This is a genomic window from Rhizobium sp. PP-CC-3G-465, from assembly GCF_004343445.1.
GTDB lineage: Bacteria > Pseudomonadota > Alphaproteobacteria > Rhizobiales > Rhizobiaceae > Ferranicluibacter > Ferranicluibacter rubi.
In genome coordinates, this window is record NZ_SLYH01000001.1 from 903,473 (window position 1) to 924,523 (window position 21,051).

General features: G+C 62.7%; 14 protein-coding genes and 1 pseudogene. 8 read left to right on the top strand and 7 right to left on the bottom strand.

Annotation, left to right across the window (positions count from 1 at the left end):
* Positions 1 to 56 precede the first annotated feature (56 nt).
* Entirely contained in the window at positions 57 to 1,823 is a 1,767-nt protein-coding gene (locus C8J33_RS04110) for a hypothetical protein (protein WP_245507049.1), read from the bottom strand.
* A 222-nt stretch (positions 1,824 to 2,045) separates the two neighbouring features.
* Here C8J33_RS04110 and glmU point away from each other — a divergent pair, with 222 nt between their 5' ends.
* The 3 genes from glmU (at position 2,046) to C8J33_RS04125 (ending at position 6,209) form a co-directional block, all read left to right on the top strand.
* On the top strand, positions 2,046 to 3,425 hold the full coding sequence (gene glmU / locus C8J33_RS04115) for a bifunctional UDP-N-acetylglucosamine diphosphorylase/glucosamine-1-phosphate N-acetyltransferase GlmU (protein WP_132663223.1): 1,380 nt from the start codon (positions 2,046 to 2,048) through the stop codon (positions 3,423 to 3,425).
* A gap of 128 nt (positions 3,426 to 3,553) precedes the next feature.
* On the top strand, positions 3,554 to 5,380 hold the full coding sequence (gene glmS / locus C8J33_RS04120) for a glutamine--fructose-6-phosphate transaminase (isomerizing) (protein WP_132663224.1): 1,827 nt from the start codon (positions 3,554 to 3,556) through the stop codon (positions 5,378 to 5,380).
* Positions 5,381 to 5,498: 118 nt separating this feature from the next.
* Positions 5,499 to 6,209, top strand: a complete 711-nt coding sequence (locus C8J33_RS04125) for a DUF502 domain-containing protein (protein WP_132447292.1) — start codon at positions 5,499 to 5,501, stop codon at positions 6,207 to 6,209.
* Positions 6,210 to 6,212: 3 nt separating this feature from the next.
* Here the strand turns inward: C8J33_RS04125 and recG are convergent, their stop codons facing one another.
* A complete protein-coding gene (gene recG, locus C8J33_RS04130; protein ID WP_132663225.1) occupies positions 6,213 to 8,318 on the bottom strand; it encodes an ATP-dependent DNA helicase RecG in 2,106 nt (701 codons plus the stop codon).
* 155 nt (positions 8,319 to 8,473) lie between these two features.
* Between recG and C8J33_RS04135 the strand changes: the two genes are divergently transcribed.
* The 3 genes from C8J33_RS04135 to C8J33_RS04145 all read left to right on the top strand — a co-directional run bounded on the left by C8J33_RS04135 (position 8,474) and on the right by C8J33_RS04145 (position 13,019).
* Positions 8,474 to 8,794, top strand: coding sequence for a succinate dehydrogenase assembly factor 2 (locus C8J33_RS04135; protein ID WP_110798914.1), 321 nt, complete (start codon positions 8,474 to 8,476; stop codon positions 8,792 to 8,794).
* Positions 8,791 to 12,294, top strand: coding sequence for a transcription-repair coupling factor (mfd, locus tag C8J33_RS04140; protein WP_132663226.1), 3,504 nt, complete (start codon positions 8,791 to 8,793; stop codon positions 12,292 to 12,294). The genes C8J33_RS04135 and mfd overlap by 4 nt, the downstream gene beginning before the upstream one ends.
* Positions 12,295 to 12,383: 89 nt before the next feature.
* Entirely contained in the window at positions 12,384 to 13,019 is a 636-nt protein-coding gene (locus C8J33_RS04145; RefSeq protein WP_132663227.1) for a hypothetical protein, read from the top strand.
* Between the two features lie 15 nt (positions 13,020 to 13,034).
* Here C8J33_RS04145 and C8J33_RS04150 read toward each other — a convergent pair whose 3' ends face one another.
* Positions 13,035 to 13,700, bottom strand: a complete 666-nt coding sequence (locus C8J33_RS04150; RefSeq protein ID WP_132663228.1) for a DsbA family oxidoreductase — start codon at positions 13,698 to 13,700, stop codon at positions 13,035 to 13,037.
* 74 nt (positions 13,701 to 13,774) lie between these two features.
* Positions 13,775 to 15,574: pseudogene (locus tag C8J33_RS04155) on the bottom strand (extracellular solute-binding protein); the annotation flags it as partial.
* A gap of 448 nt (positions 15,575 to 16,022) precedes the next feature.
* On the opposite strand from C8J33_RS04155, the gene C8J33_RS04160 reads away from it, so the two are divergent.
* The gene (locus tag C8J33_RS04160) at positions 16,023 to 16,652 is read left to right on the top strand and encodes an invasion associated locus B family protein (protein WP_092933764.1); all 630 of its coding nucleotides are present in this window, start codon (positions 16,023 to 16,025) and stop codon (positions 16,650 to 16,652) included.
* A gap of 84 nt (positions 16,653 to 16,736) precedes the next feature.
* On the opposite strand, the gene hspQ is transcribed toward C8J33_RS04160, so the two are convergent.
* The 3 genes from hspQ to C8J33_RS04175 all read right to left on the bottom strand — a co-directional run bounded on the left by hspQ (position 16,737) and on the right by C8J33_RS04175 (position 19,069).
* Positions 16,737 to 17,066: a heat shock protein HspQ gene (gene hspQ, locus C8J33_RS04165; protein ID WP_062474500.1), complete on the bottom strand. Its 330-nt coding sequence runs from the start codon at positions 17,064 to 17,066 to the stop codon at positions 16,737 to 16,739.
* 196 nt (positions 17,067 to 17,262) lie between these two features.
* Positions 17,263 to 18,672, bottom strand: a complete 1,410-nt coding sequence (gene glnA, locus C8J33_RS04170) for a type I glutamate--ammonia ligase (RefSeq protein WP_092983739.1) — start codon at positions 18,670 to 18,672, stop codon at positions 17,263 to 17,265.
* Between the two features lie 58 nt (positions 18,673 to 18,730).
* A complete protein-coding gene (locus tag C8J33_RS04175; protein ID WP_092933760.1) occupies positions 18,731 to 19,069 on the bottom strand; it encodes a P-II family nitrogen regulator in 339 nt (112 codons plus the stop codon).
* 367 nt (positions 19,070 to 19,436) lie between these two features.
* On the opposite strand from C8J33_RS04175, the gene C8J33_RS04180 reads away from it, so the two are divergent.
* Entirely contained in the window at positions 19,437 to 20,942 is a 1,506-nt protein-coding gene (locus tag C8J33_RS04180; protein WP_245507050.1) for an NAD(P)H-hydrate dehydratase, read from the top strand.
* Positions 20,943 to 21,051: the final 109 nt, after the last annotated feature.

The following is a 21,051-nucleotide window of genomic DNA, read 5'->3' on the forward strand; positions in this document are numbered from 1 at the left end:
TTACTGCATAATTTTCGAAATCGGAATCAATTTAAGGAGAAATTGCAAAGGCCGTCTTATGGCCGCTGCGATCCGTCGGACGTGGGCAGCAGGCCATTGCGGATGAAGGCATCGTAGCAGGGCGTGAGAGAGACCCTGACATGGCCGGGAAGGAGGGCTGGCGCATAGAGAGCGAGCAGCGCGGTCTGCGTCGGCGTGGCGGGGCAGGTCGGCATCAGTGCGAGATCGACTGTCCGGATGGCGTCGTTCTCCGCGTCGCCCGGAGGCGGGACGGCCCGCGTCGGATCGGCGCCGATGGCGATGTTCCGTGGTGCCTGTCGATCCATCAACCAAGGGAACGGATTGACGAAGTCGATGGACATGACGGTTTCAAATCGGATGCCCTGACGGGTTTCATAAGCGCGGACAGCGGAAATGGCGCGATCGGCGTTCTCAAGCCAGGCCCATTGGAAGTCGAAGTCGCTGAAAAGAAGGACGGAGAAGGGTTCGCCGGCAGCCGCCAGCGCATCGAAGGCCTTCCGGTTCTCGACGAACATGGCTTCCATCAGCCGTGCCCGCTCCGCAAAGCTCGGCCGGATGGCAAAGGCGCCCATCGTCTTCAGGTTCTGGTGATCGAGGCGCACCGTTCCCAGCATGCCCACCCAGGCGCGACTGGCCTTCTGGACGACGGCGACCGCCGGAGGAATGACGACCGCGAGAGCAAGCACCGCGACGACACCGGAGCGCACCGTGTTGCCGTGACGGCGGTAATGATCGAGCCCGGTGGCGAGCAGCAGCGGGTAGAGAAAGATCAGAGCCTGGCTGCCGGTATTCTGGCTTTCGAAGAACAGGCCGGCGAGAAGAAAGACGGAAATCCAGACGAAGGGAAGATCGAGGATTGCCGAAACCGTCTTCGGCGACGGGGCGGACGCCGCGTTGCGCAACCGCTGGCGGACAAGATCGAGATCGGTGAGGACAAGTGCGAGGCAGAGCCCGGCTGTCGCCAGCGACACGCCGATATTCATCGAGGCAGCCTTCAGGAGGCGCGGCAGAAGCGTTTCATCGTTGAGCAGGAGGAGGGCGAGGATATCACCGATATAGGCCGACACCACGCCGGTCGCCAACTCCAGGCCGACGAGGATCGTAGTGAAGATGCTTGCTGCGATCACGGAGCGCTTCAGGCTCAGCCGTCCGGCGGCAAGCGCCATCCCGCACATCAGTGCGCCGGCGACGACACCGGTGATCTTGATGAAGAAGAGCGCCAGCATGCTGGCCGCGACGACGCCGCAGAGCTTTCGACAGTCCTTCATGAAGACCAGGGCCGCAGCGAGGACATAGAGGAGCTGGCAGACCTGGCGGTTGTAGATGCCGAAGCCTTCGGAGCCTGGATAGGGATAGAAGTTGCCGATGTTGAAGGGCAGCAGGGAATAGAGGAGGAATGGCGCGAGGAGCGCGAAGGCAAGGGCGGTCGAGCGGCGCTGGACGTCGATCAGGACCACCGCCATGAGAGGGACGGTGACGACGAGGAGCGACCATGCCGACAGGAAGAGCGGATGTCCGTTCGGGAAAAGCCAGCTCGCACCGGCAAAGAGGTAATAACCGAGAGCACCGACAGGCGCGAAGAAATCGATGGAGGGGATCTGCCCGCCTGCGATCCGATTCGTGGCATCCAGATAGATGTAGAGATCCCACATCATCGCACCCATCGGCTGATGGAGGGTGGTGAGAAGCGCCAAGGGCAACGCGAGCACGACGGCGGCAAGTGCGAGGACCGGCGCAAACTGCTTCAGCCGGAAATAGCGGCCTTCCGGCGCTGCGCGTAGGTCATTCGCGACGGATGCCATGGAACGCCTCAAAGCGGCTGAGTTTTCGAACGGACTTGCTTATCGCATCGTGATCTTTTCATTGCGTTAACGTCGGGTCCGGAGGGCTCCTGTGGAACGGCTTCGTGACCCAGGACCGCCACCGTGCTCCTCCTGAAATCTGCTTCGCAAATCCATGCCTTTTGCTCTATGAGGCTGAGGCAACGTCTGGCGGCCCGGCTGGACGAGACCGGGAGAGACGCCATGAGCACCACCATTACAGACGCCCGTACTTGCCTCGCCGTGGTCCTTGCCGCCGGCGAGAGCACGCGGATGAAGTCCTCTCTGTCGAAGGTGCTGCATCCCGTCGCCGGCCGGGCGATGATCGCCCATGTAATGGAGTCGCTCGCCGGTGCCGGCATCCAGGCGGCCGCTCTCGTGGTGGGCCGCGATGCCGATGCGGTGGCCGCCGCCGCGCGTCGCGACGATCTGGCCCTGACGACGCATCTGCAGACCGAGCGGCTGGGCACCGGGCATGCCGTGCTCGCAGCGCGCGAGGCGATCTCGACGGGCTATGACGATGTGATCGTCGTTTTCGGGGATACGCCGCTCGTCACCGCCGAACCGCTGAAGGCCGCGCGGGCGCGGCTGGCAGCAGGGGACGATGTCGTGGTCATCGGCTTTCACACGGCCCGCCCGACAGGCTACGGCCGGCTGATCATCGAGAACGACACGCTGCTGGCGATCCGCGAGGAGAAGGATGCCTCGGAGACCGAGCGGGCGATCACCTATTGCAATGGCGGGCTGATGGCCATGAACGGCGCGCGGGCGCTCGAATTTCTCGATGCGATCGGCAACGCCAACGCCAAGGGCGAATATTACCTGACGGATGTGGTGGAAGTGGCGCGCGCCGCTAGCGCCCGCACGATCGCCATCGAAGCGCCCGAGACCGAACTGATGGGCTGCAACAACCGGGCGGAACTGGCGGCCATCGAAGCCGTCTGGCAGACGCGGCGGCGCCATGCGCTGATGGTCTCCGGCGTGTCGATGATCGCGCCTGAAACCGTGTTTCTCTCCTACGACACGCAGCTCGCGCAGGACGTGTTGGTCGAGCCGAATGTCGTGTTCGGCCCCGGCGTGACCGTGGAGCGCGACGCCGTCATCCATGCGTTTTCGCATCTGGAAGGCGCGCATGTTTCGGCCGGTGCCACCGTCGGTCCCTATGCACGGCTTCGGCCGGGCGCGCATCTCGGGGAGAATGCCAAGGTCGGCAATTTCTGCGAGGTCAAGAAGGCCGAGATCGGCGAGGGGGCCAAGATCAACCATCTGACCTATATCGGCGATGCTTTCGTGGGCGCGGGCACCAATATCGGCGCGGGCACGATCACCTGCAATTACGACGGTGTGAACAAGCATGTCACACGCATCGGCGCGCAGGCCTTCATCGGCTCGAATTCCTCGCTGGTCGCCCCCGTCACGATCGGTGACGGGGCGCTGGTTGCGTCCGGCAGCGTCATTACTGACGATGTGCCGGCCGACGCAGCGGCGTTCGGTCGTGCCCGGCAGACGGTGAAGCCCGGACGCGCGAAGCTGTTGCGCGAGCGGTACTTGGCCGAGAAGGCCGCCAAGAGCGGAAAGGCCTGACCCGGTCAGCCGCGCCCGGCGGCGTTACCGGCTGATACCGAAAGTGACGGTAGGCCGGTTGCTCCCGGCGCAAAAAACAGTAGTGAGTTTGAGGCTCAAGGTCTGGGCTCGAAATATCGGAGAAGTTCATGTGCGGCATCGTCGGCATCGTCGGGGCACGGCCCGTTTCGGAGAGGCTGGTCGATGCCCTCAAGCGGCTCGAATATCGCGGCTATGATTCGGCCGGTGTTGCGACGATCCATGACGGCCAGCTCGACCGTCGGCGCGCCGAAGGCAAGCTGTTCAACCTGGAAACGAAGCTCGCCGGCGATCCGCTTCCCGGCCTGATCGGCATCGCACACACGCGCTGGGCGACGCATGGCGCACCGACGGAGAACAACGCCCATCCGCATTTCACCGATGGCGTCGCCGTCGTGCACAACGGGATCATCGAGAATTTCTCCGAGATCAAGGATGCGCTGATCGCGGAAGGCGCGACCTTCTCGACGCAGACGGACACAGAGGTCGTCGCGCAGCTTCTCGCCAAGCTTCGGCGGGACGGGCTGGACGGTAGACAAGCCATGCAGGCGATGCTGCGGTCCGTTACCGGTGCCTACGCGCTGGCGGTCCTGTTTGCCGATACGCCGGATACGATCCTCGCAGCTCGTTCCGGCCCGCCGCTTGCGGTCGGCTACGGCGAGCAAGAGATGTTTCTCGGCTCGGATGCGATCGCGCTTGCACCCTTCACCAACGAGATCACCTATCTCAACGATGGCGACTGGGCCGTGCTGACGGCGGATGGCGTCGAGATCCTCGACCATGACGGCAACCCTGTGGCGCGTCCGCGGCAGGTGTCGATCGCCGCCGCCTACATGGTGGACAAGGGCAACCACCGGCACTTCATGGAAAAGGAGATCTACGAGCAGCCGGAAGTCATCTCGCATGCGCTCGGCCATTACGTCGATTTCACGGAAAACCGCGTCAGCGCTGCTGCCTCCGCCATCGATTTCGCGCGGATACCGAGCCTTGCCATCTCGGCCTGCGGCACGGCCTATCTTGCCGGGTTGATCGGCAAATACTGGTTCGAGCGCTATGCGCGACTGCCGGTGGAGATCGATGTCGCCTCCGAGTTCCGCTATCGCGATATTCCCCTGTCGCCTGATGCTGCTGCGCTGTTCATCTCGCAATCGGGGGAGACGGCGGACACGCTGGCGTCGCTGCGCTACTGCAAGGATCTCGGCCTGACGATCGGCGCGGTCGTCAATGCAAGTGAATCGACCATTGCCCGCTCGTCGGATGCCGTCTTCCCGATTCTCGCCGGTCCGGAAATCGGCGTCGCATCCACCAAGGCCTTTACCTGCCAGCTGGCCGTGCTGGCAGCGCTTGCCGTCGGCGCCGGGCGCGCGCGGGGCACCATTTCCATTGAGGAAGAGCGCGTTCTCGTGCGGCATCTTGCCGAAATGCCGCGGATCATGGCGAGCGTGCTGAACGCCATCCAGCCGAAGATGGAAAGCCTTGCACGCGAGCTCTCCAAGTGCCGGGACGTTCTCTATCTCGGCCGTGGCACCAGCTTTCCGCTCGCCATGGAGGGCGCGTTGAAGCTGAAGGAGATTTCCTACATCCATGCCGAGGGCTATGCGGCCGGCGAGCTGAAGCATGGGCCGATCGCGCTGATCGACGAGAACATGCCTGTCATCGTGATCGCGCCGCACGACCGGTTCTTCGAGAAGACGATCTCGAACATGCAGGAGGTTGCAGCCCGCGGCGGCCGGATCATCTTCATTACCGACGAACGGGGTGCGGCTGCTTCCAAGTTGGAGACCATGAGCACGATCGTGCTGCCGAACGTGGACGAACTGATCGCGCCGATGATCTTCTCGCTGCCGATCCAGCTTCTGGCCTACCACACCGCCGTGTTCATGGGCACTGATGTGGACCAGCCGCGAAATCTCGCAAAGTCCGTCACGGTCGAATAGCGGCTTTGGCGCGCAGCCGCAGCATGCTTGGTTGCAGTGCGGCTTTTGCCATTGTCCGCCCGACGGCAACGCCATATCATTCGTTTGCGGCCGCGAACCGAGTGCCGATGGACTCAGCATGACCGAAGCTCCGACGCGCATCTCCCTTGCCACCCGTCTGCGAAACAACTTTCTCGCGGGGCTGGTGATTTGCGCGCCGATCGCCATTACGCTCTGGCTGACCTGGAGCTTCGTGCGCTGGGCCGACAGCTGGGTGAAACCCTATATTCCCGCGCGCTACAACCCGGACAGCTATTTGAATTTCGCCGTGCCGGGTTTCGGCCTCCTGATCGCGCTGATCGTCATCACCATCATCGGCTTTCTCGGCAAAAACCTCATCGGGCGATCCGTCGTCAACCTCGGCGAACAGGTGCTGAACCGCACGCCGCTCGTGCGCGGTCTCTACAAAAGCCTGAAGCAGATTTTCGAGACGGTGCTGAAAGAGCAGGGCACGCCGTTCAACAAGGCGGCGCTGATCGAGTATCCAAGTGTTGGGCTCTGGTCGCTGGTGTTCATTGCCACGGATGCCAAGGGCGAGATCGCCTCAAAGTTCGACGCGATGGGGCGCGACATGGTGGCCTGCTTCATGCCGCCGACGCCGGTGCCGACGGCGGGGTTCCTCGTCTTCGTCCAGCGCGAGAAGATCGTACCGCTCGACATGAGCGCCGAGGATGCCGCCAAGATCGTCATCTCGGTCGGGCTGGTCACGCCGCCCGAAGGCGGACCGGTGGCGACGACGCGCAAGGGCCGCAAGGCTGCCGAGCCCGTGCCGGTCGTCATCGAATCCTGACGCTCATCCGGCTCGCAGGAAGCGGATCGCTTCGTCGCGCCGATGAAGATAGAGCAGTGTTCTCAAGGCTTCGCCGCGCGGCGTCGTGAGATCGGGATCGCGCTCGATCACATAGGCTGCATCCTTGCGTGCAATCTCCAGAAGGTCGGCATGGGCCTCCAGGCTCGCGATGCGGAAGCCCGGCGTGCCGGACTGCCGCGTGCCCAGCAGCTCGCCTTCTCCCCGAAGCTTCAGGTCTTCCTCGGCGATCACGAAGCCGTCTTCCGTGTCCCGCAGGATGGACAGGCGGGCGTGGGCCGTCTGGCTGAGCGGCCCTTTGTAGAGCAGGATGCAGCTCGACGCCTGATCACCACGGCCGACGCGGCCGCGCAACTGGTGGAGTTGGGCGAGGCCGAATCGCTCGGCATGTTCGATGACCATGATCGTCGCATCCGGCACGTCCACGCCGACTTCCACGACGGTGGTGGCAACGAGAAGACGCGTTTCGCCATTCTTGAAGGCGAGCATAGCGGCGTCCTTATCCGGGCCGGCCATTCGCCCGTGAATGAGACCGGCGACGGGCCCGAGACGGGCGACGAGAATCTGGAAGCGTTCGTCGGCCGACATGAGGTCGGAGAGTTCCGACTCTTCCACCAGCGGGCAGATCCAGTAGATCTTCTTGCCTTCCTCGATCGCCCCGCGCAGCCGCTCAACGATGTCGTCCAGCCGCTCTGTCGGCAGCGTCACCGTCTGGATCGGCTTTCGGCCGGCGGGCTTTTCCGTGAGCTTGGAGACGTCCATGTCGCCGAAAGCGGCGAGCACGAGGGTGCGCGGGATCGGCGTTGCGGTCATCACCAGCATGTGCGGCGACACGCCCTTGGCCGTCAGCCGGAGGCGCTGGTGGACGCCGAAGCGGTGCTGCTCATCCACCACGGCCAGAAGCAGGCGATGGTAGGAGACCGTGTCCTGGAAAAGCGCGTGAGTGCCGATGACGATATCGGTTTCGCCCGAGGCCAGACGCTCGAGCACAGCGTCGCGCGCTCGGCTTTTCGTGCGACCGGTTAGCACGTCGATCTTCACGCCTGCGGGGCCGGCGAGCCGGCTGAGCGTCGTAAAGTGCTGGCGGGCAAGAATTTCCGTTGGCGCCATGAGCGCGGCTTGGCCGCCGGCCTCGACGGCGGCCAGCATCGCCATCAGCGCGACGGCCGTCTTGCCCGAGCCGACGTCACCCTGGAGAAGCCGAAGCATGCGCTCCTCGCGCGCCATGTCGGCGAGGATATCCGCGACCGCCACGGTCTGGCTTCCGGTCAGGGAGAAGGGCAGGGCGGAGATGACGGGGCCGCTCAGCGCGCCCGTCGCCTTGACCGGGGTTCCCGGCAGGATGCGCAGACGCTGGCGGACGAGCGAGAGGGACAGCTGCCCGGCCAGAAACTCGTCATAGGCAAGCCGCCGACGTGCCGGTGCGCGCGGATCGATATCCGCGGCGTCGCGCGGCTCGTGGAGGGCGATGAAGGCGTCGCGGACGGTGAGGAAATCCTGTTTCTCCAGAAGCGCCTCGTCCAGCCATTCCGGGAAGTTCGGTATCCGCGTCAGCGCCGCCTCGATCGTGCGACGCAGTGTCTTTGGCGAAAGGCCGGCCGTCAGACCGTAGACCGGCTCGACGAGGGCCATGGTCTCCGTATCCTCCTCGCGGACCATCAGGTCGGGATGCACCATCGACGCGCGGCCGTTGAACCAGTCGATTTTTCCCGAGACGATGACGATGTCGTCGATCGGCAGCTGCTTCTCCAGCCAGTTGCCTTTGACCTTGAAGAAGGTCAGCGCGAGCTCGCCGGTGTCGTCCTGCAGGAAGACGCGGTAGGGCATGGAGGAGCGGCCGGGCGGTGGCGGCTGGTGGCGGTCGATCCGGCCCTTGATGGTGACGATGGCGCCGGCAAGCGCGTTCATCACGCCCGGCTGGTGGCGGCGGTCCACGATGGAGTGCGGCGCGTGGAAGAGGAGGTCCACCACGCGGCAGTCCTCGATGCTCTCTCGACCGAACAGCCGGGCGAGAAACTCGCCGACTTTGGGGCCGACGCCGGGCAGCGTATCGAGCGAGGCAAAAAGCGGGTCGAGAAGGGCAGGGCGCATCGGGGAACTTCACTTGACGAAACGGACTTTGGCAAGGCTGACAAGTCGGTGTGCAGCGTTTATAGGAGCGGCGGGACCGTGGCAGCAAGGCTCAATTTCGGCTCGTCCCGAACGACGGTCACGGCACCGGTCATACGCCGCAAGAGGGACAGTCCATGACAGGCATCACCCGCACCAGTGCCGATCTCGATCTGCGCCGCCGCAAGATCCTCTTCCGGGCGTGGCATCGGGGCTTGCGCGAGATGGATCTCGTCTTCGGGCAATTCGCCGATAACGAGCTTGCCGACCTGCCGGATGCCGATCTCGACGAGCTCGAACGCATCATGAATGAGGAAGACAACGATCTGGTGAAGTGGATCCTGGGCGAACGCGATCTGCCCGATCATTTCCGCACGCCGCTCTTCGCACGCATTTCCGCCTACCGTCCGGATTTCGAACCGCAGTCGGGACCGGCGGCCACAGGACCTTCTGAATGATTGCCGGGTTTGACAAGAAGAAGATCGCGGGCGTTGCGCGCGAGATCACCATCGGACCCGTGCCGGCCGGCGTCGAGCCGTTGCTGCTGGCCGAGATCGCGCGTGCGGAAGGTCCCGTTGCCTACATCCTGTCAGACGGACAGCGGCTTGCCGACATCGAGCAGATGCTCGGCTTTGCCGCACCCGATATTCCCGTGCTCACGCTGCCGGGCTGGGACTGTCTGCCATACGACCGCGTTTCCCCGAGCGCCGATGTTTCCGCCCGGCGGCTGTCGGCGCTGAGCGCGCTGATTGCGCATGCCCGCAAGCCGCATCCGGCCATCGTGCTGGTGACCGTCAACGCGGCGCTGCAGAAGATGGCGCCGAAGGACGTGATCGAGGGCCTCGCCTTCTCCGCCCGGCCGGGCGCGAACATCCGCATGGACGACGTGGCGGCCCTTCTGTCGCGCAACGGGTTCGAGCGCGTGGCGACGGTGCGCGAGGTCGGCGAATTTGCCGTGCGCGGGGGCATTCTCGATGTCTTCGTTCCCGGCAGCGCGGAGCCCGTGCGGCTGGACTTCTTTGGTGACACGCTGGAGACCATCCGGTCCTTCGACCCCGCAAGCCAGCGGACGACGGGGCAGGCGCGGTCGCTCGACCTCAATCCGATGAGCGAGGTTTCTCTGACGCCGGAAACGATCAGCCATTTTCGGACGCGCTATCTGTCGCTGTTTGGCGCGACGACGCGTGATGATGCGCTGTATCAAGCCGTCTCCGAAGGCCGGCGCTATGCTGGCATGGAGCACTGGCTGCCGCTGTTCTACGACACGCTCGATAGCGTGTTCGACTATCTCCCGGGCTTCCGGATCGTGACGGACCATGTCGTGCGGGAGGCTGCGGCCGAGCGCTCCAAGCTCGTCTACGACTATTACGATGCGCGGCGCGAATCGGGGGTGGGCAAGCATCAGGCATCGCAGGGCACGCCCTACAAGCCGGTGCCGCCGGAGCAGCTTTATCTGACGGCAGACCAGTTTTCCGCAGCCCTTGCCGGCGGCAACGCCATTCGCCTATCGCCCTTCTCCGAGCCGGAAGGCGAGGGCCGCAAGGTCGTGACCATCGATGCCCGTCTCGGTGTGCGCTGGGCGAAGAATGCAAACGAAAGTGCGCCGGAGGGCGAGCGCGTCAACGTGTTCGACCAGGCCGTCAAATACATTGCCGACAAGCGCGCCAAGGGTGCCAAGGTGCTTGTCACCGGCTGGTCCGAGGGATCGCTCGACCGGCTGCTTCAGGTACTGGCGGAGCACGGGCTCGGCAACATCAAGCCGGTCGCGTCGTTCGGCGAGGTCGGCAAACTCAAAGCCGGCGAAGCTGCCGCCGCCGTCCTCAGCCTCGAAAGCGGTTTCGAGAGCGGCGACCTCGTCGTCATCGGCGAGCAGGATATTCTTGGCGACCGGATGGTGCGCCGCTCCAAGCGCCGCAAGCGCGGGGCGGACTTCATCGCCGAGGTGGCCGGGCTGGACGAGGGCTCGATCGTCGTTCACGCCGAGCACGGCATCGGGCGGTTCGTCGGGCTGCGCACCATCGAGGCCGCAGGCGCGCCGCATGCGTGTCTGGAACTCGTCTATGCCGACGATGCCAAGCTCTATCTGCCGGTCGAAAACATCGATCTCCTCTCCCGCTACGGTTCGGAAGGCAGCGATGCCATTCTTGACAAGCTGGGCGGTGTCGCGTGGCAGGCGCGCAAGGCCAAGCTGAAGAAGCGGCTGCTGGACATGGCCGGTGGCCTTATCCGCATCGCGGCCGAGCGACTGACGCGGCGCGCACCGGTGCTGACGACGCCCGAAGGGATCTACGACGAATTTGCCGCGCGCTTCCCCTATGACGAGACCGAGGACCAGATGACCTCGATCGAGGCCGTGCGGGACGATCTCGGCGCCGGCCGGCCGATGGACCGGCTGGTGTGCGGCGATGTCGGCTTTGGCAAAACCGAGGTTGCGCTACGTGCCGCCTTCATCGCGGCGATGAATGGCGTGCAGGTCGCGGTCGTCGTTCCCACGACGCTTCTCGCCCGCCAGCACTTCAAATCTTTCACGGAGCGCTTCCGCGGCCTGCCGATCCGGCTGGCGCAGGCCTCACGCCTCGTCGGCTCCAAGGAGCTGGCGCTGACGAAGAAGGAGGTTGCCGAGGGCAAGACGGATATCGTGGTGGGCACCCACGCCCTCCTCGGCACGGCCATCAACTTCGCCAATCTCGGCCTTCTCATCATCGATGAGGAGCAGCATTTCGGTGTCAAGCACAAGGAGCGGCTGAAGGAGCTGAAGTCGGACGTTCACGTGCTGACGCTTTCGGCGACGCCGATCCCGCGGACGCTGCAGCTTGCCCTCACCGGCGTGCGGGAGCTGTCCTTGATCACGACACCGCCCGTCGACCGCATGGCCGTGCGTACGTTCATCTCGCCGTTCGACGCGCTGGTGATCCGCGAGACGCTAATGCGTGAGCATTATCGTGGCGGACAGAGCTTCTATGTCTGCCCGCGGCTGGCCGATCTCAACGACGTTCATGCCTTCCTGCAGTCAGATGTGCCGGAACTCAAGATCGCTATCGCCCACGGACAGATGCCGGCAACCGAACTCGAGGACATCATGAACGCCTTCTACGAAGGGCGGTACGATGTGCTTCTGTCTACCACGATCGTGGAGTCCGGGCTCGACGTGCCCCGCGCCAACACGCTGATCGTCCACCGGGCGGATATGTTCGGGCTGGCGCAGCTCTACCAGCTGCGCGGCCGCGTCGGCCGGTCTAAGGTGCGGGCGTTCGCGCTGTTCACGCTGCCGGTCAACAAGACGCTGACGGGACCTGCCGAACGGCGGCTGAAGGTGCTGCAATCGCTCGACACGCTTGGCGCCGGCTTCCAGCTTGCAAGCCACGACCTCGACATTCGCGGCGCCGGGAACCTGCTCGGCGACGAACAGTCCGGTCATATCAAGGAAGTCGGTTTCGAACTCTACCAGCAGATGCTGGAGGAAGCGGTTGCCGAACTGAAGGGCGATGACGAAGTGACCGACAGCGGCTGGTCGCCGCAGATTTCGGTCGGCACGCCGGTAATGATCCCAGATGAATACGTCCCGGATCTCCATCTCCGTCTGATGCTCTACCGCCGACTCGGCGAAATCACCGAGCTTGCCGATATCGACGCCTTCGGCGCCGAACTGATCGACCGGTTCGGGCCTTTGCCGATCGAGGTTCAGCACCTGCTGAAGATCGTCTACGTCAAGTCGCTCTGCCGGACAGCCAATGTCGAGAAGCTGGATGCCGGGCCGAAGGGCGTCGTCGTTCATTTCCGCAATCGCGATTTCCCGAATCCGGCGGGCCTTGTCGGCTACATCGCCAAGCAGGGAACGCTCGCCAAGGTGCGACAGGACCAAAGCATCTTCTTCCAACGGGATTACCCGACGCCGGAGAAGCGGCTTGCCGGTGCTGCCATGCTGATGACGCAACTCGCAGCGATCGCGAAGGGATGATCCCAACTCCGTGAGAAATATCTGATGTACAGGATTGACACGCTATTGGTGTCGCGCAACATTGTCACTCGTTAGGCGGGAGAACGACAATGGATGAGTGGCTTGTGCTTGCAAAGACAATCGTGCCGGGCCTTGAGAAGGCGTTGGCGAAGGATGGGTCCGGAACACTCGCGGCGGATGTCGTTGTGGCTCTGAAGGCTGTGCCGGGCGTGATAGCGCCGGCAGACGCCGCCGTCGTTCTCGACAGCGATCCTGCGCTCAGGGAGCGTTTCGTCACGCAGATATCGTCGTTGACCGAAAAGAGCAGTGGGATAGCGACCGCTCCCGTGAGCCCGGTCCCGCCGGCTGTTCCTGACGAGATTGCGGAAAAGCTGCGTCGTCTGGACGAGGAGTTCGACAAGCTGGAGCGGGCGCGCTGGTTCTACCTCGAATTGCAGGCGCGAAATGCCAAGCATGTCTGGGTGAACCCGGCTCTCTCCGTCGGCATCACCGGCGGATTTATCCTCCTCGTCTACATCGTGGCCTTTTGGAAAGTCGAACCAGAAAACTCGGCCGTCTTCAACATCATCCTCGGTGCGTTCGCCACAGCATTCGCGACCGTCATCAGCTTTCATTTCGGATCGTCCATCGGCTCGAAAGACAAGGATCAGGACAAGCGCAGAGAGGCAATGGAGCAGGCGTCGGCAGGGGATGCTGCGGCGATCGCACGGATTGCGGTGACCTAAGTCAGGCAGAACCTGTCAGTTGATATTCGCCTGGTTCTTCATCTGGGCGATGTCGCGGAGCGCGTTGGTGAGCGCCTCGACGGATTGCGCACCCATCACAGCATATTTGCTGTCGATGATGAAGCAGGGAACGCCGGTGACGCCCATGTCGCGTGCCATGTCGATCTCCGTCTTGACGTCGGCGGTGTCGGCGTCGGAGGCAAGCAGAGTGGTGACGACGGCGCGGTCGAGGCCGCCGGCTTGGGCGATGTCGATAAGGGTCTCCCGGTCGCCGACGTTGCGACCTTCCTCGAAGTTGGCGCGGAACAGGCCCGTCACGACGTTTGCCTGAATGTCTGCGCCTTCCGCCTGGGCCCAGCGGATGAGCCTGTGCGCGTCGAGCGTGTTCGGTGAGATCTTCACGGCGTCGAAATCGAAGGCAACGCCATCGGCGAGCCCGAGTGCCGTGAGGGTTTCGTGCGCCCGGGCAACGGCGGCGTCTCCGCCGAGCTTTGCGGCCAAGTGTGCCTTGTGATCGACGCCTTCCGGCGGCAGGTCGGGGTTAAGCTGGTAGGGGCGCCAGCTGACCGTGACGAGGATCTCGCTGGCCAGCTCGGCGATGGCCTTGTCCAGTCGCGCCTTGCCGAGATAGCACCAGGGGCAGACGACGTCCGAGACGACGTCGATGGTGACGTGTTCCATGGTTGTTACTTCCCTTTCTGGCTTTGCTGGCCTTGCGGTACCGCAGGCGGCTGTGGCGCCGGTGAAGCGCCTGTCTGTGCATCGGCATCCCACCAGGTCGGCAGGCTGTAGCCGTAGAGCGGAACGGTGTTCGGCCGACCGATGCGCTTGTGCCGGCCGACCCACTGCGAGGCCACGTGATAAAGGGGCACCGCGTAGAAGTTGGAGACGAGCATCCTGTCATGGGCGCGAACGGCGGCGGTAAAATCTTCCTGCGAGCGCGCCTGCAGAATGTTGTTGATCAGCGTGTCGATATCCTTGTCGGCAACGCCGGCAAAATTTTCGCTGCCCTGCCGGTCGCGCGATTGCGATGACCACCGGCCAAGCTGCTCGATGCCGGGCGAGAGGGAGGACGGGAAGGACTTGACGATGATGTCGTAGTCGAAGGACTGGCTGCGTTGCTGGTACTGCGAATCATCGACGGTACGCACGCCTGCGCGAATGCCGAGCGCCGCCAGGAAGCGCTGGTAGGCGAGCGCCATCTTTTCCTGACCCTCGTTCTGCGTCATGATCTCGAATGCGAGCTGCTGCCCGTCGGCGTTCTTCATCTGGCCGTCGCGGATCGTATAGCCGGCTTCGCGCAGCAGCGTCACCGCTTCGCGCAACACGTTGCGATCCCGCCCGGAGGCGTCGGTAACGGGCAGGCGATAGGTTCCATCCAGCACGCCGGGGAGGATGCGGTTGCGGATATCGCCGAGCAGGCTGAGTTCCCGGTCTTCGGCCGGCTGGCCGAGGTAGGAGAGGCCGGAATTCTGCCAGTAGCTCTGCGTGCGCGTGTAGGCGCCGTCATAGAGGTTCTTGTTGACCCATTCGAAATCGAAGACGAGAGCAAGACCCTGCCGCAGTTTCGGGTTGTCGAACATCGCCCGACGGGTATTGAAGACGAAGCCGAGCATGCCCGAGGGGGTCTTCGGCGAGAACGTATCCTTGATGACCTCGCCGGATTGTACCGCCGGAAAATTATAGCTGCGCGCCCAGCGATTGGGGCTACCTTCCGGGTAGATGTCGATCTCGCCCTTCTTGAAGGCTTCGAACAGCGAATTGTCCTGCAGGAAATATTCGACGGAAACGCGGTCGTAATTGTCCTGGCCGATCTTGGACGGCAGGTCCTTTGCCCAATAGGCCGGGTCGCGCTCATAAACGATCCGCTCGCCCGGCGTGACAGAGGCGACCTTGTAGGGGCCGGACCCGATCGGGAATTTCAACGTCGTCTGGTCGAAGGTCTCGACCGGCGTCGCGTGCTTCGGCAGAATCGGCGTCATCGCGATGAGGAGCGGGAATTCGCGGTCGCTCTTCTCATTGAAGGTGAAGCGAACACTGCGGTCGCCGACCTTTTCCATCTCGGCAACCTTGTCGAGCCTTGACGCGAAGGGCACGCGGCCCTTGTCGCGGAAGATTTCGAAGGTGAAGATGACATCCTCCGGCGTCACCGGCTGGCCATCGGACCAGCGTGCCTTTGGGTTGAGATTGAACTGGATGAAGGTTCGGTCTTCATCCCACTCCACCGTTTCCGCCAAGAGCCCGTAGAGCGAGAACGCCTCGTCGCGCGAGCGCGTCATGAGCGAATCGTAGATGAGGTTGCCGTATTCCGGATCGAGCATGCCGCGCGCTGTCGTGCGCATGCTTTTCAGGATGAAGGGATTAAGGTTGTCGAACGAACCCACGACTCCATAGGAGATGTGGCCGCCCTTCTTCACCTGCGGATCGACATAGGGAAAATTCTTGAAGTCGGCGGGCAGGGCCGGCGTTCCGTGCATGGCAATGCCGTGAACGGGCTCGGCGATAGCCGCGCCGGCGGCCGATAGGGACGTGAACAGGGCGAGGCCCAGAAACAATGCGCGCACACGGTTCTCCGATGCGGACGGGCCCGGCAAGAGTTCGAGCGGATCCAGAAACGATTCCTGTCGACCCTATCATGTCGAGCCGATTTTTGAACCTTGCCGTCCGCGAAATGGCGGTCGCATGATGTTGCCGTCGTGAAATGTCATGCCTGAAGCTGCTATTTTCAGTCGGCATGACTGGATTAGGCAGGCGTGACGCTGTAGGAGAGGGAACCGCCACTTGACGGGTCATGTAAATGCCTCAATTGACCAACAGAGGAGCGGGCGGCCGAGCACTCGACATTGGGATGAGCGGATTGCTTGGGTGGTTCTCGGGATCGTACATGGTCCTGTGCAGAACGATCGCAACCGATCCTGTAGTGAACGTGATGTTGCGCGTCTCTTTCAAGGAGCGCTGCACCCGAGCCGCAGAAACGATGGAATTCAGGAGACGGATATCGTTATGACCTTCAAGCCCACACTTACCAAGAAAGTCGCCATTTCGGCTTTCGCCGGCGCCGTAGCGGCCGCTGCAATGCCGTCGGCCTCTTTCGCGCAGCAGGCATCCCAGCGCCCGCCGCAGGGCTGGTTCAAAGTCTGCACCAAGCAGGAAGACAACGACGTTTGCATCGTGCAGAACCTGCTTTCCGCCAACAACGGCCAGCTCATCACCGCTGCCGGCCTCATCAGCGTTCAGGGCAAGGTCAACCGGAAGATCCTTCAGGTCTCCGTTCCCTCCGCGCGCCTGCTGCCGCCCGGCGTCCAGGTCCAGATCGATGGCGGCAAGCCGATCAAACTCGACTACGCTATCTGCATGCCGGACAAGTGCGTGGCCGAAGCGCCTCTGTCGGACGCCGTCATCGCCAGCCTGAAGAAGGGCAGCGAAGTGGTCTTCACGTCGATCAACTTCCAGCGCGCACCGAACCCGATCAAGATGTCTCTCGAAGGCTTCACCGGCGTTTTCGATGGTGAGCCGATCGAGCAGTCGAAGCTTCAGGAGCGCCAGCGCCTGCTGCAGGAAGAAATGCAGAAGAAGGCTGAAGACGCCCGCAAGAAGCTTGAAGAAGCCCAGAAGGCTGCCAAGCAGAACTGATCAGGGCGATCGCCCAAGAGAAAAGCCCGGATCTCGCGATCCGGGCTTTTTGTTTTTCAGATCCAGGCAGGACATGCCGGCTGATCAGTGCGTGACGACGGCCTTCGGCTTGTACTGGCCAATGGTCTCCGGATCGAAAAACGTCTCGACCTGGGAGTGGCGAACCGGTGTTCCCGTCTCGTCTGACATCAGGTTCTGCTCGGAGACATAGGCGACATATTCGCTCTCGTCGTTTTCTGCCAGAAGGTGGTAGAAGGGCTGATCGCGATCGGGCCGAACTTCGGCCGGAATGGCGTTCCACCATTCTTCCGTGTTCGCGTACTCCGCATCGACATCGAAGATCACGCCGCGGAACGGGAAGAGCCGGTGGCGAACCACTTGTCCGATCTGGAACTTTGCATCTCTCTGTTTCATCATGACCGTATTCCTTTCCTTCAATATGTGGGAGGAAACGGCGCGAGATCAAGGGACGGACGGAGACCGCGCAGGGGTTATGCCCCGAAAAACACATTGCCTTCTCAGGAGGCAATGCTCTTCATAATGCTAAACCTCGAGCAACGAAAAAGGCCGGCGCTGGTGGCGCCGGCCTTTTTTGTTTCTCCGCGGCAGATCAGGCCGAGTAGTACATGTCGAACTCGACCGGATGCGGTGTCATGTCGTAGCGCATGACTTCGGCCATCTTCAGCTCGATATAGGCATCGATCTGGTCGTCATCGAACACGCCGCCAGCGGTCAGGAACTTGCGGTCCCGATCGAGATTTTCGAGCGCTTCGCGCAACGAACCGCAAACCGTCGGGATCTTCTTCAGCTCCTTGGCGGGCAGGTCGTAGAGGTCCTTATCCATCGCCTTGCCGGGATGGATCTTGTTACGGATACCATCGAGACCGGCCATCAGCATGGAGGCAAACGCCAGATAGGGGTTTGCCAGCGGATCGGGGAAGCGGACCTCCACGCGCTTGGACTTGGCGCCCGAACCGAACGGAATGCGGCAGGAGGCCGAGCGGTTGCGGGCGGAATAGGCCAGCAGAACCGGCGCCTCGTAGCCCGGGACCAGGCGCTTGTAGGAGTTGGTCGTCGGGTTGGTGAAGGCGTTGATCGCCTTGGCGTGGCGAATGATGCCGCCGATGTAGAACAGGCAGTTCTCCGAGAGACCCGCATATTCGTCGCCGGCGAAGGTCGGCTTGCCGTCCTTCCAGATCGACTGGTGCACGTGCATGCCCGAGCCGTTGTCGCCGAAGATCGGCTTCGGCATGAAGGTCGCCGTCTTGCCATAGGCGTTGGCCACCTGATGCACGACGTATTTGTAGATCTGGATCTGATCGGCGCTGCGCACCAGCGTGTCGAACTTGACGCCAAGCTCGTGCTGGGCGGCCGCCACCTCGTGGTGCTGCTTCTCGACCGTCACACCCATCTCGGAGAGGACTGTGAGCATTTCAGACCGCATGTCCTGGCAGCTGTCGATCGGCGGGACGGGGAAATAGCCCCCCTTGACGCGCGGACGGTGGCCGAGGTTGCCGGTGTCGTAAGCCGTGTCGTCGTTCGACGGCAGTTCCGACGAATCGAGCTTGAAGCCCGTGTTGTAAGGATCAGCCTTGTAACGCACGTCGTCGAAGATGAAGAATTCCGGCTCGGGGCCGACGAAGACGGTGTCGCCGATTCCGGAGGACTTCAGGTAGGCTTCCGCCTTCTTCGCCGTGCCGCGCGGGTCGCGATTGTAGGCTTCGCCCGAGATTGGGTCGAGAATGTCGCAGACCACGACCATGGTCGACTGTGCGAAGAACGGGTCCATATGCACCGTGGCCGCATCCGGCATCAGCACCATGTCGGACTCGTTGATCGCCTTCCAGCCGCCGATGGACGAGCCATCGAACATCACGCCATCGACGAACATGTCTTCATCGACGCAGGACACATCCATGGTCACGTGCTGAAGCTTGCCCTTGGGATCGGTGAACCGAAGATCAACGAACTTGACGTCGTTTTCCTTGATCTGTTTGAGGATGTCGCTCGCAGTCGTCATATCGGAGATGTCCTTCCCTGACGGTTATGGGCCGCCGCGCGAATGCGGCGGCATGAAATCAGATGGCGTCGACGCCGGTTTCGCCCGTGCGGATTCGGATGACCTCTTCCACATTCGACACGAAGATCTTGCCGTCACCGATCCGCCCGGTCTGGGCGGCGTTGCGTATCGCCTCGATGACCGCATCGGCGTTCTCGTCCGCGAGAACCACCTCGACCTTCACCTTCGGCAAAAAGTCCACGACGTATTCCGCGCCGCGGTACAGTTCGGTATGGCCCTTCTGCCGTCCGAAACCCTTGGCTTCCGTCACCGTAATGCCCTGGAGCCCGACTTCCTGAAGGGCCTCCTTCACTTCATCCAGCTTGAATGGCTTGATGATCGCTTCGACCTTTTTCATGAGAAAATGTCTCTCCGCTTCTCCCGTTGGAACAGGGGAATCCCCGCTCGCCCCACCATATGCATTTAGCATGCCATGTCTTCAAAATCTCAACGCATTTACCTTGAGGATGCGTGGATCGGACGTTGTTTTCATCAATCCGATCCATCATTGCAGGAGAATGCCTATTTCTTGTGAAATGCGAGCGGTTTACGGCAATTTGATGCACTGCGGAAGGAATTTGGACAATTTTAGCATGATATTTAAGCGCCAAATATATGCAGATGCTCAGTTATTGGTCAATACGCATTCCCGTGAGACGCTTGATTTCTGACCTTGGCCTCTGCACTGTAAGACGAGGATCACGTATTTGCATGAGGGTGGCAAGATGGGCGTCGAGACAGATATGGCCGGCTGGATCCTGACGCCGGCGGCCATGGCGAAGGTGGATCGCGATGCCGCCGCTTCCGGCATCTCCTCCTTCGGGCTGATGCGCGCTGCGGGCCATGCCGTCGCAGCCTCGGCGCTGCGTCATTATCCCGAGGCGACCCGCTTCGTCTGCCTCTGCGGCCTCGGCAACAATGGCGGCGATGCGCTGATCGCTGCAGCGGCGCTGGCCGACAGCGGAGCACATGTTGCGGTTTACCTCATGGGCGATCCGGCGCGCTTCACGGGAGATGCCGCCCGCGCATTCGCGGCGGTCTCCATCACCCACCAACCGCTCGACACCTATGTTCCCACGATCGGTGACGTCGTCATCGACGGTCTGTTCGGTGCCGGGCTTTCGCGCGCGGTTTCCAGCGATGTAGCGGCCCTGATGAGGACGGTCACGGATCTGGCTCTGCCTGTCATCGCGATCGATCTGCCGTCGGGGGTCGACGGCAGATCCGGGCAGGTGCTTGGGGAAAGTTTTCAGGCGGCGCAGACGGTGACGTTCATGACGCGCAAGCCTGGGCATCTCCTGCTGCCGGGTCGGACCTTGTGCGGGGTGCTGCAGGTCATCAACATCGGTATTCCCGCCCGCATCGTGACGTCACACCGGGCATCTCTCGTCGAGAACACGGCCGCGCTCTGGCACAAGGCCGTTCAGGTGCTCGATCCTGCCGCCCATAAATACCGCCGTGGGCATCTCATCGTCTTTTCCGGCGCAGCGCCGAGCAGTGGCGCAGCCCGCATGAGTGCGACCGCCGGGCTTTCCGCCGGTGCCGGCCTGGTCACCATGGTGGCGCCGACGGAGGCCTTGCCAACCCTTGCCGCGCATCTGACAGCAATCATGCTGAGGCCGGTCGATACCGATGAGATGCTGTCCGACCTCGTCAAGGACACACGCCTGAACGCCTTCGTGCTCGGCCCCGGATTTGGCGCACCAGACCGTGCCCGGCGTTACGTTGCAGCCTTATCCGATCGCTCGCTGGTCCTCGACGCGGACGGCATCACGGCCTTTCGCGATGATCCGCAATTCCTGTTCGATGCATTCCGCGGCCCGGTTCGCCTCGTCCTGACGCCGCATGATGGAGAATTTTCCCGGCTCTTTCCGGATCTCGCCGCGGACACTGCCCTTTCCAAGATCGACCGCGCGACCATAGCGGCCGAGCGGAGCAATGCGGTCATTATCCTCAAGGGCTCGGACACCGTCATCTCGGAACCGAACGGGCGTGTCGCGATCAACGCCAATGCCCCGCCATGGCTTGCGACGGCCGGCTCCGGCGATGTGCTTGCGGGAATCGTCGGTGCCCATCTCGCGCAGGGCATGCCACCCTTCGAGGCAGCGACGAGCGCCGTCTGGCGCCACGGAGTGGCGGGGAATAAGGCCGGAGAGGGTATGACGGCCGAAAATCTGCTGCGTGCCATCCGGCCGTTGCCGCGAATGCCTTCGAGTCTAGCGCGTCCATGATGATGCGCCGAGGATAGGCGCGCACTTCACACGTGCCTGTATCGTGGGCCCTGCAGACGGCCACATCTCATAAACATTATAACTTTAGCAAATCCGTGACTTCCAAGAT

What these genes read in the sequence shown, in the direction of transcription:
- C8J33_RS04145 (WP_132663227.1), top strand. Translation starts at nt 12,384, where the DNA reads ATGGATGAGTGGCTTGTGCTTGCAAAGACAATCGTGCCGGGCCTTGAG.
- C8J33_RS04160 (WP_092933764.1), top strand. Translation starts at nt 16,023, where the DNA reads ATGACCTTCAAGCCCACACTTACCAAGAAAGTCGCCATTTCGGCTTTC.
- C8J33_RS04110 (WP_245507049.1), bottom strand. Translation starts at nt 1,823, where the DNA reads ATGGCATCCGTCGCGAATGACCTACGCGCAGCGCCGGAAGGCCGCTAT.
- C8J33_RS04180 (WP_245507050.1), top strand. Translation starts at nt 19,437, where the DNA reads ATGGGCGTCGAGACAGATATGGCCGGCTGGATCCTGACGCCGGCGGCC.
- C8J33_RS04175 (WP_092933760.1), bottom strand. Translation starts at nt 19,069, where the DNA reads ATGAAAAAGGTCGAAGCGATCATCAAGCCATTCAAGCTGGATGAAGTG.
- glnA (WP_092983739.1), bottom strand. Translation starts at nt 18,672, where the DNA reads ATGACGACTGCGAGCGACATCCTCAAACAGATCAAGGAAAACGACGTC.
- C8J33_RS04150 (WP_132663228.1), bottom strand. Translation starts at nt 13,700, where the DNA reads ATGGAACACGTCACCATCGACGTCGTCTCGGACGTCGTCTGCCCCTGG.
- recG (WP_132663225.1), bottom strand. Translation starts at nt 8,318, where the DNA reads ATGCGCCCTGCCCTTCTCGACCCGCTTTTTGCCTCGCTCGATACGCTG.
- C8J33_RS04135 (WP_110798914.1), top strand. Translation starts at nt 8,474, where the DNA reads ATGACAGGCATCACCCGCACCAGTGCCGATCTCGATCTGCGCCGCCGC.
- mfd (WP_132663226.1), top strand. Translation starts at nt 8,791, where the DNA reads ATGATTGCCGGGTTTGACAAGAAGAAGATCGCGGGCGTTGCGCGCGAG.
- glmU (WP_132663223.1), top strand. Translation starts at nt 2,046, where the DNA reads ATGAGCACCACCATTACAGACGCCCGTACTTGCCTCGCCGTGGTCCTT.
- C8J33_RS04125 (WP_132447292.1), top strand. Translation starts at nt 5,499, where the DNA reads ATGACCGAAGCTCCGACGCGCATCTCCCTTGCCACCCGTCTGCGAAAC.
- glmS (WP_132663224.1), top strand. Translation starts at nt 3,554, where the DNA reads ATGTGCGGCATCGTCGGCATCGTCGGGGCACGGCCCGTTTCGGAGAGG.
- hspQ (WP_062474500.1), bottom strand. Translation starts at nt 17,066, where the DNA reads ATGAAACAGAGAGATGCAAAGTTCCAGATCGGACAAGTGGTTCGCCAC.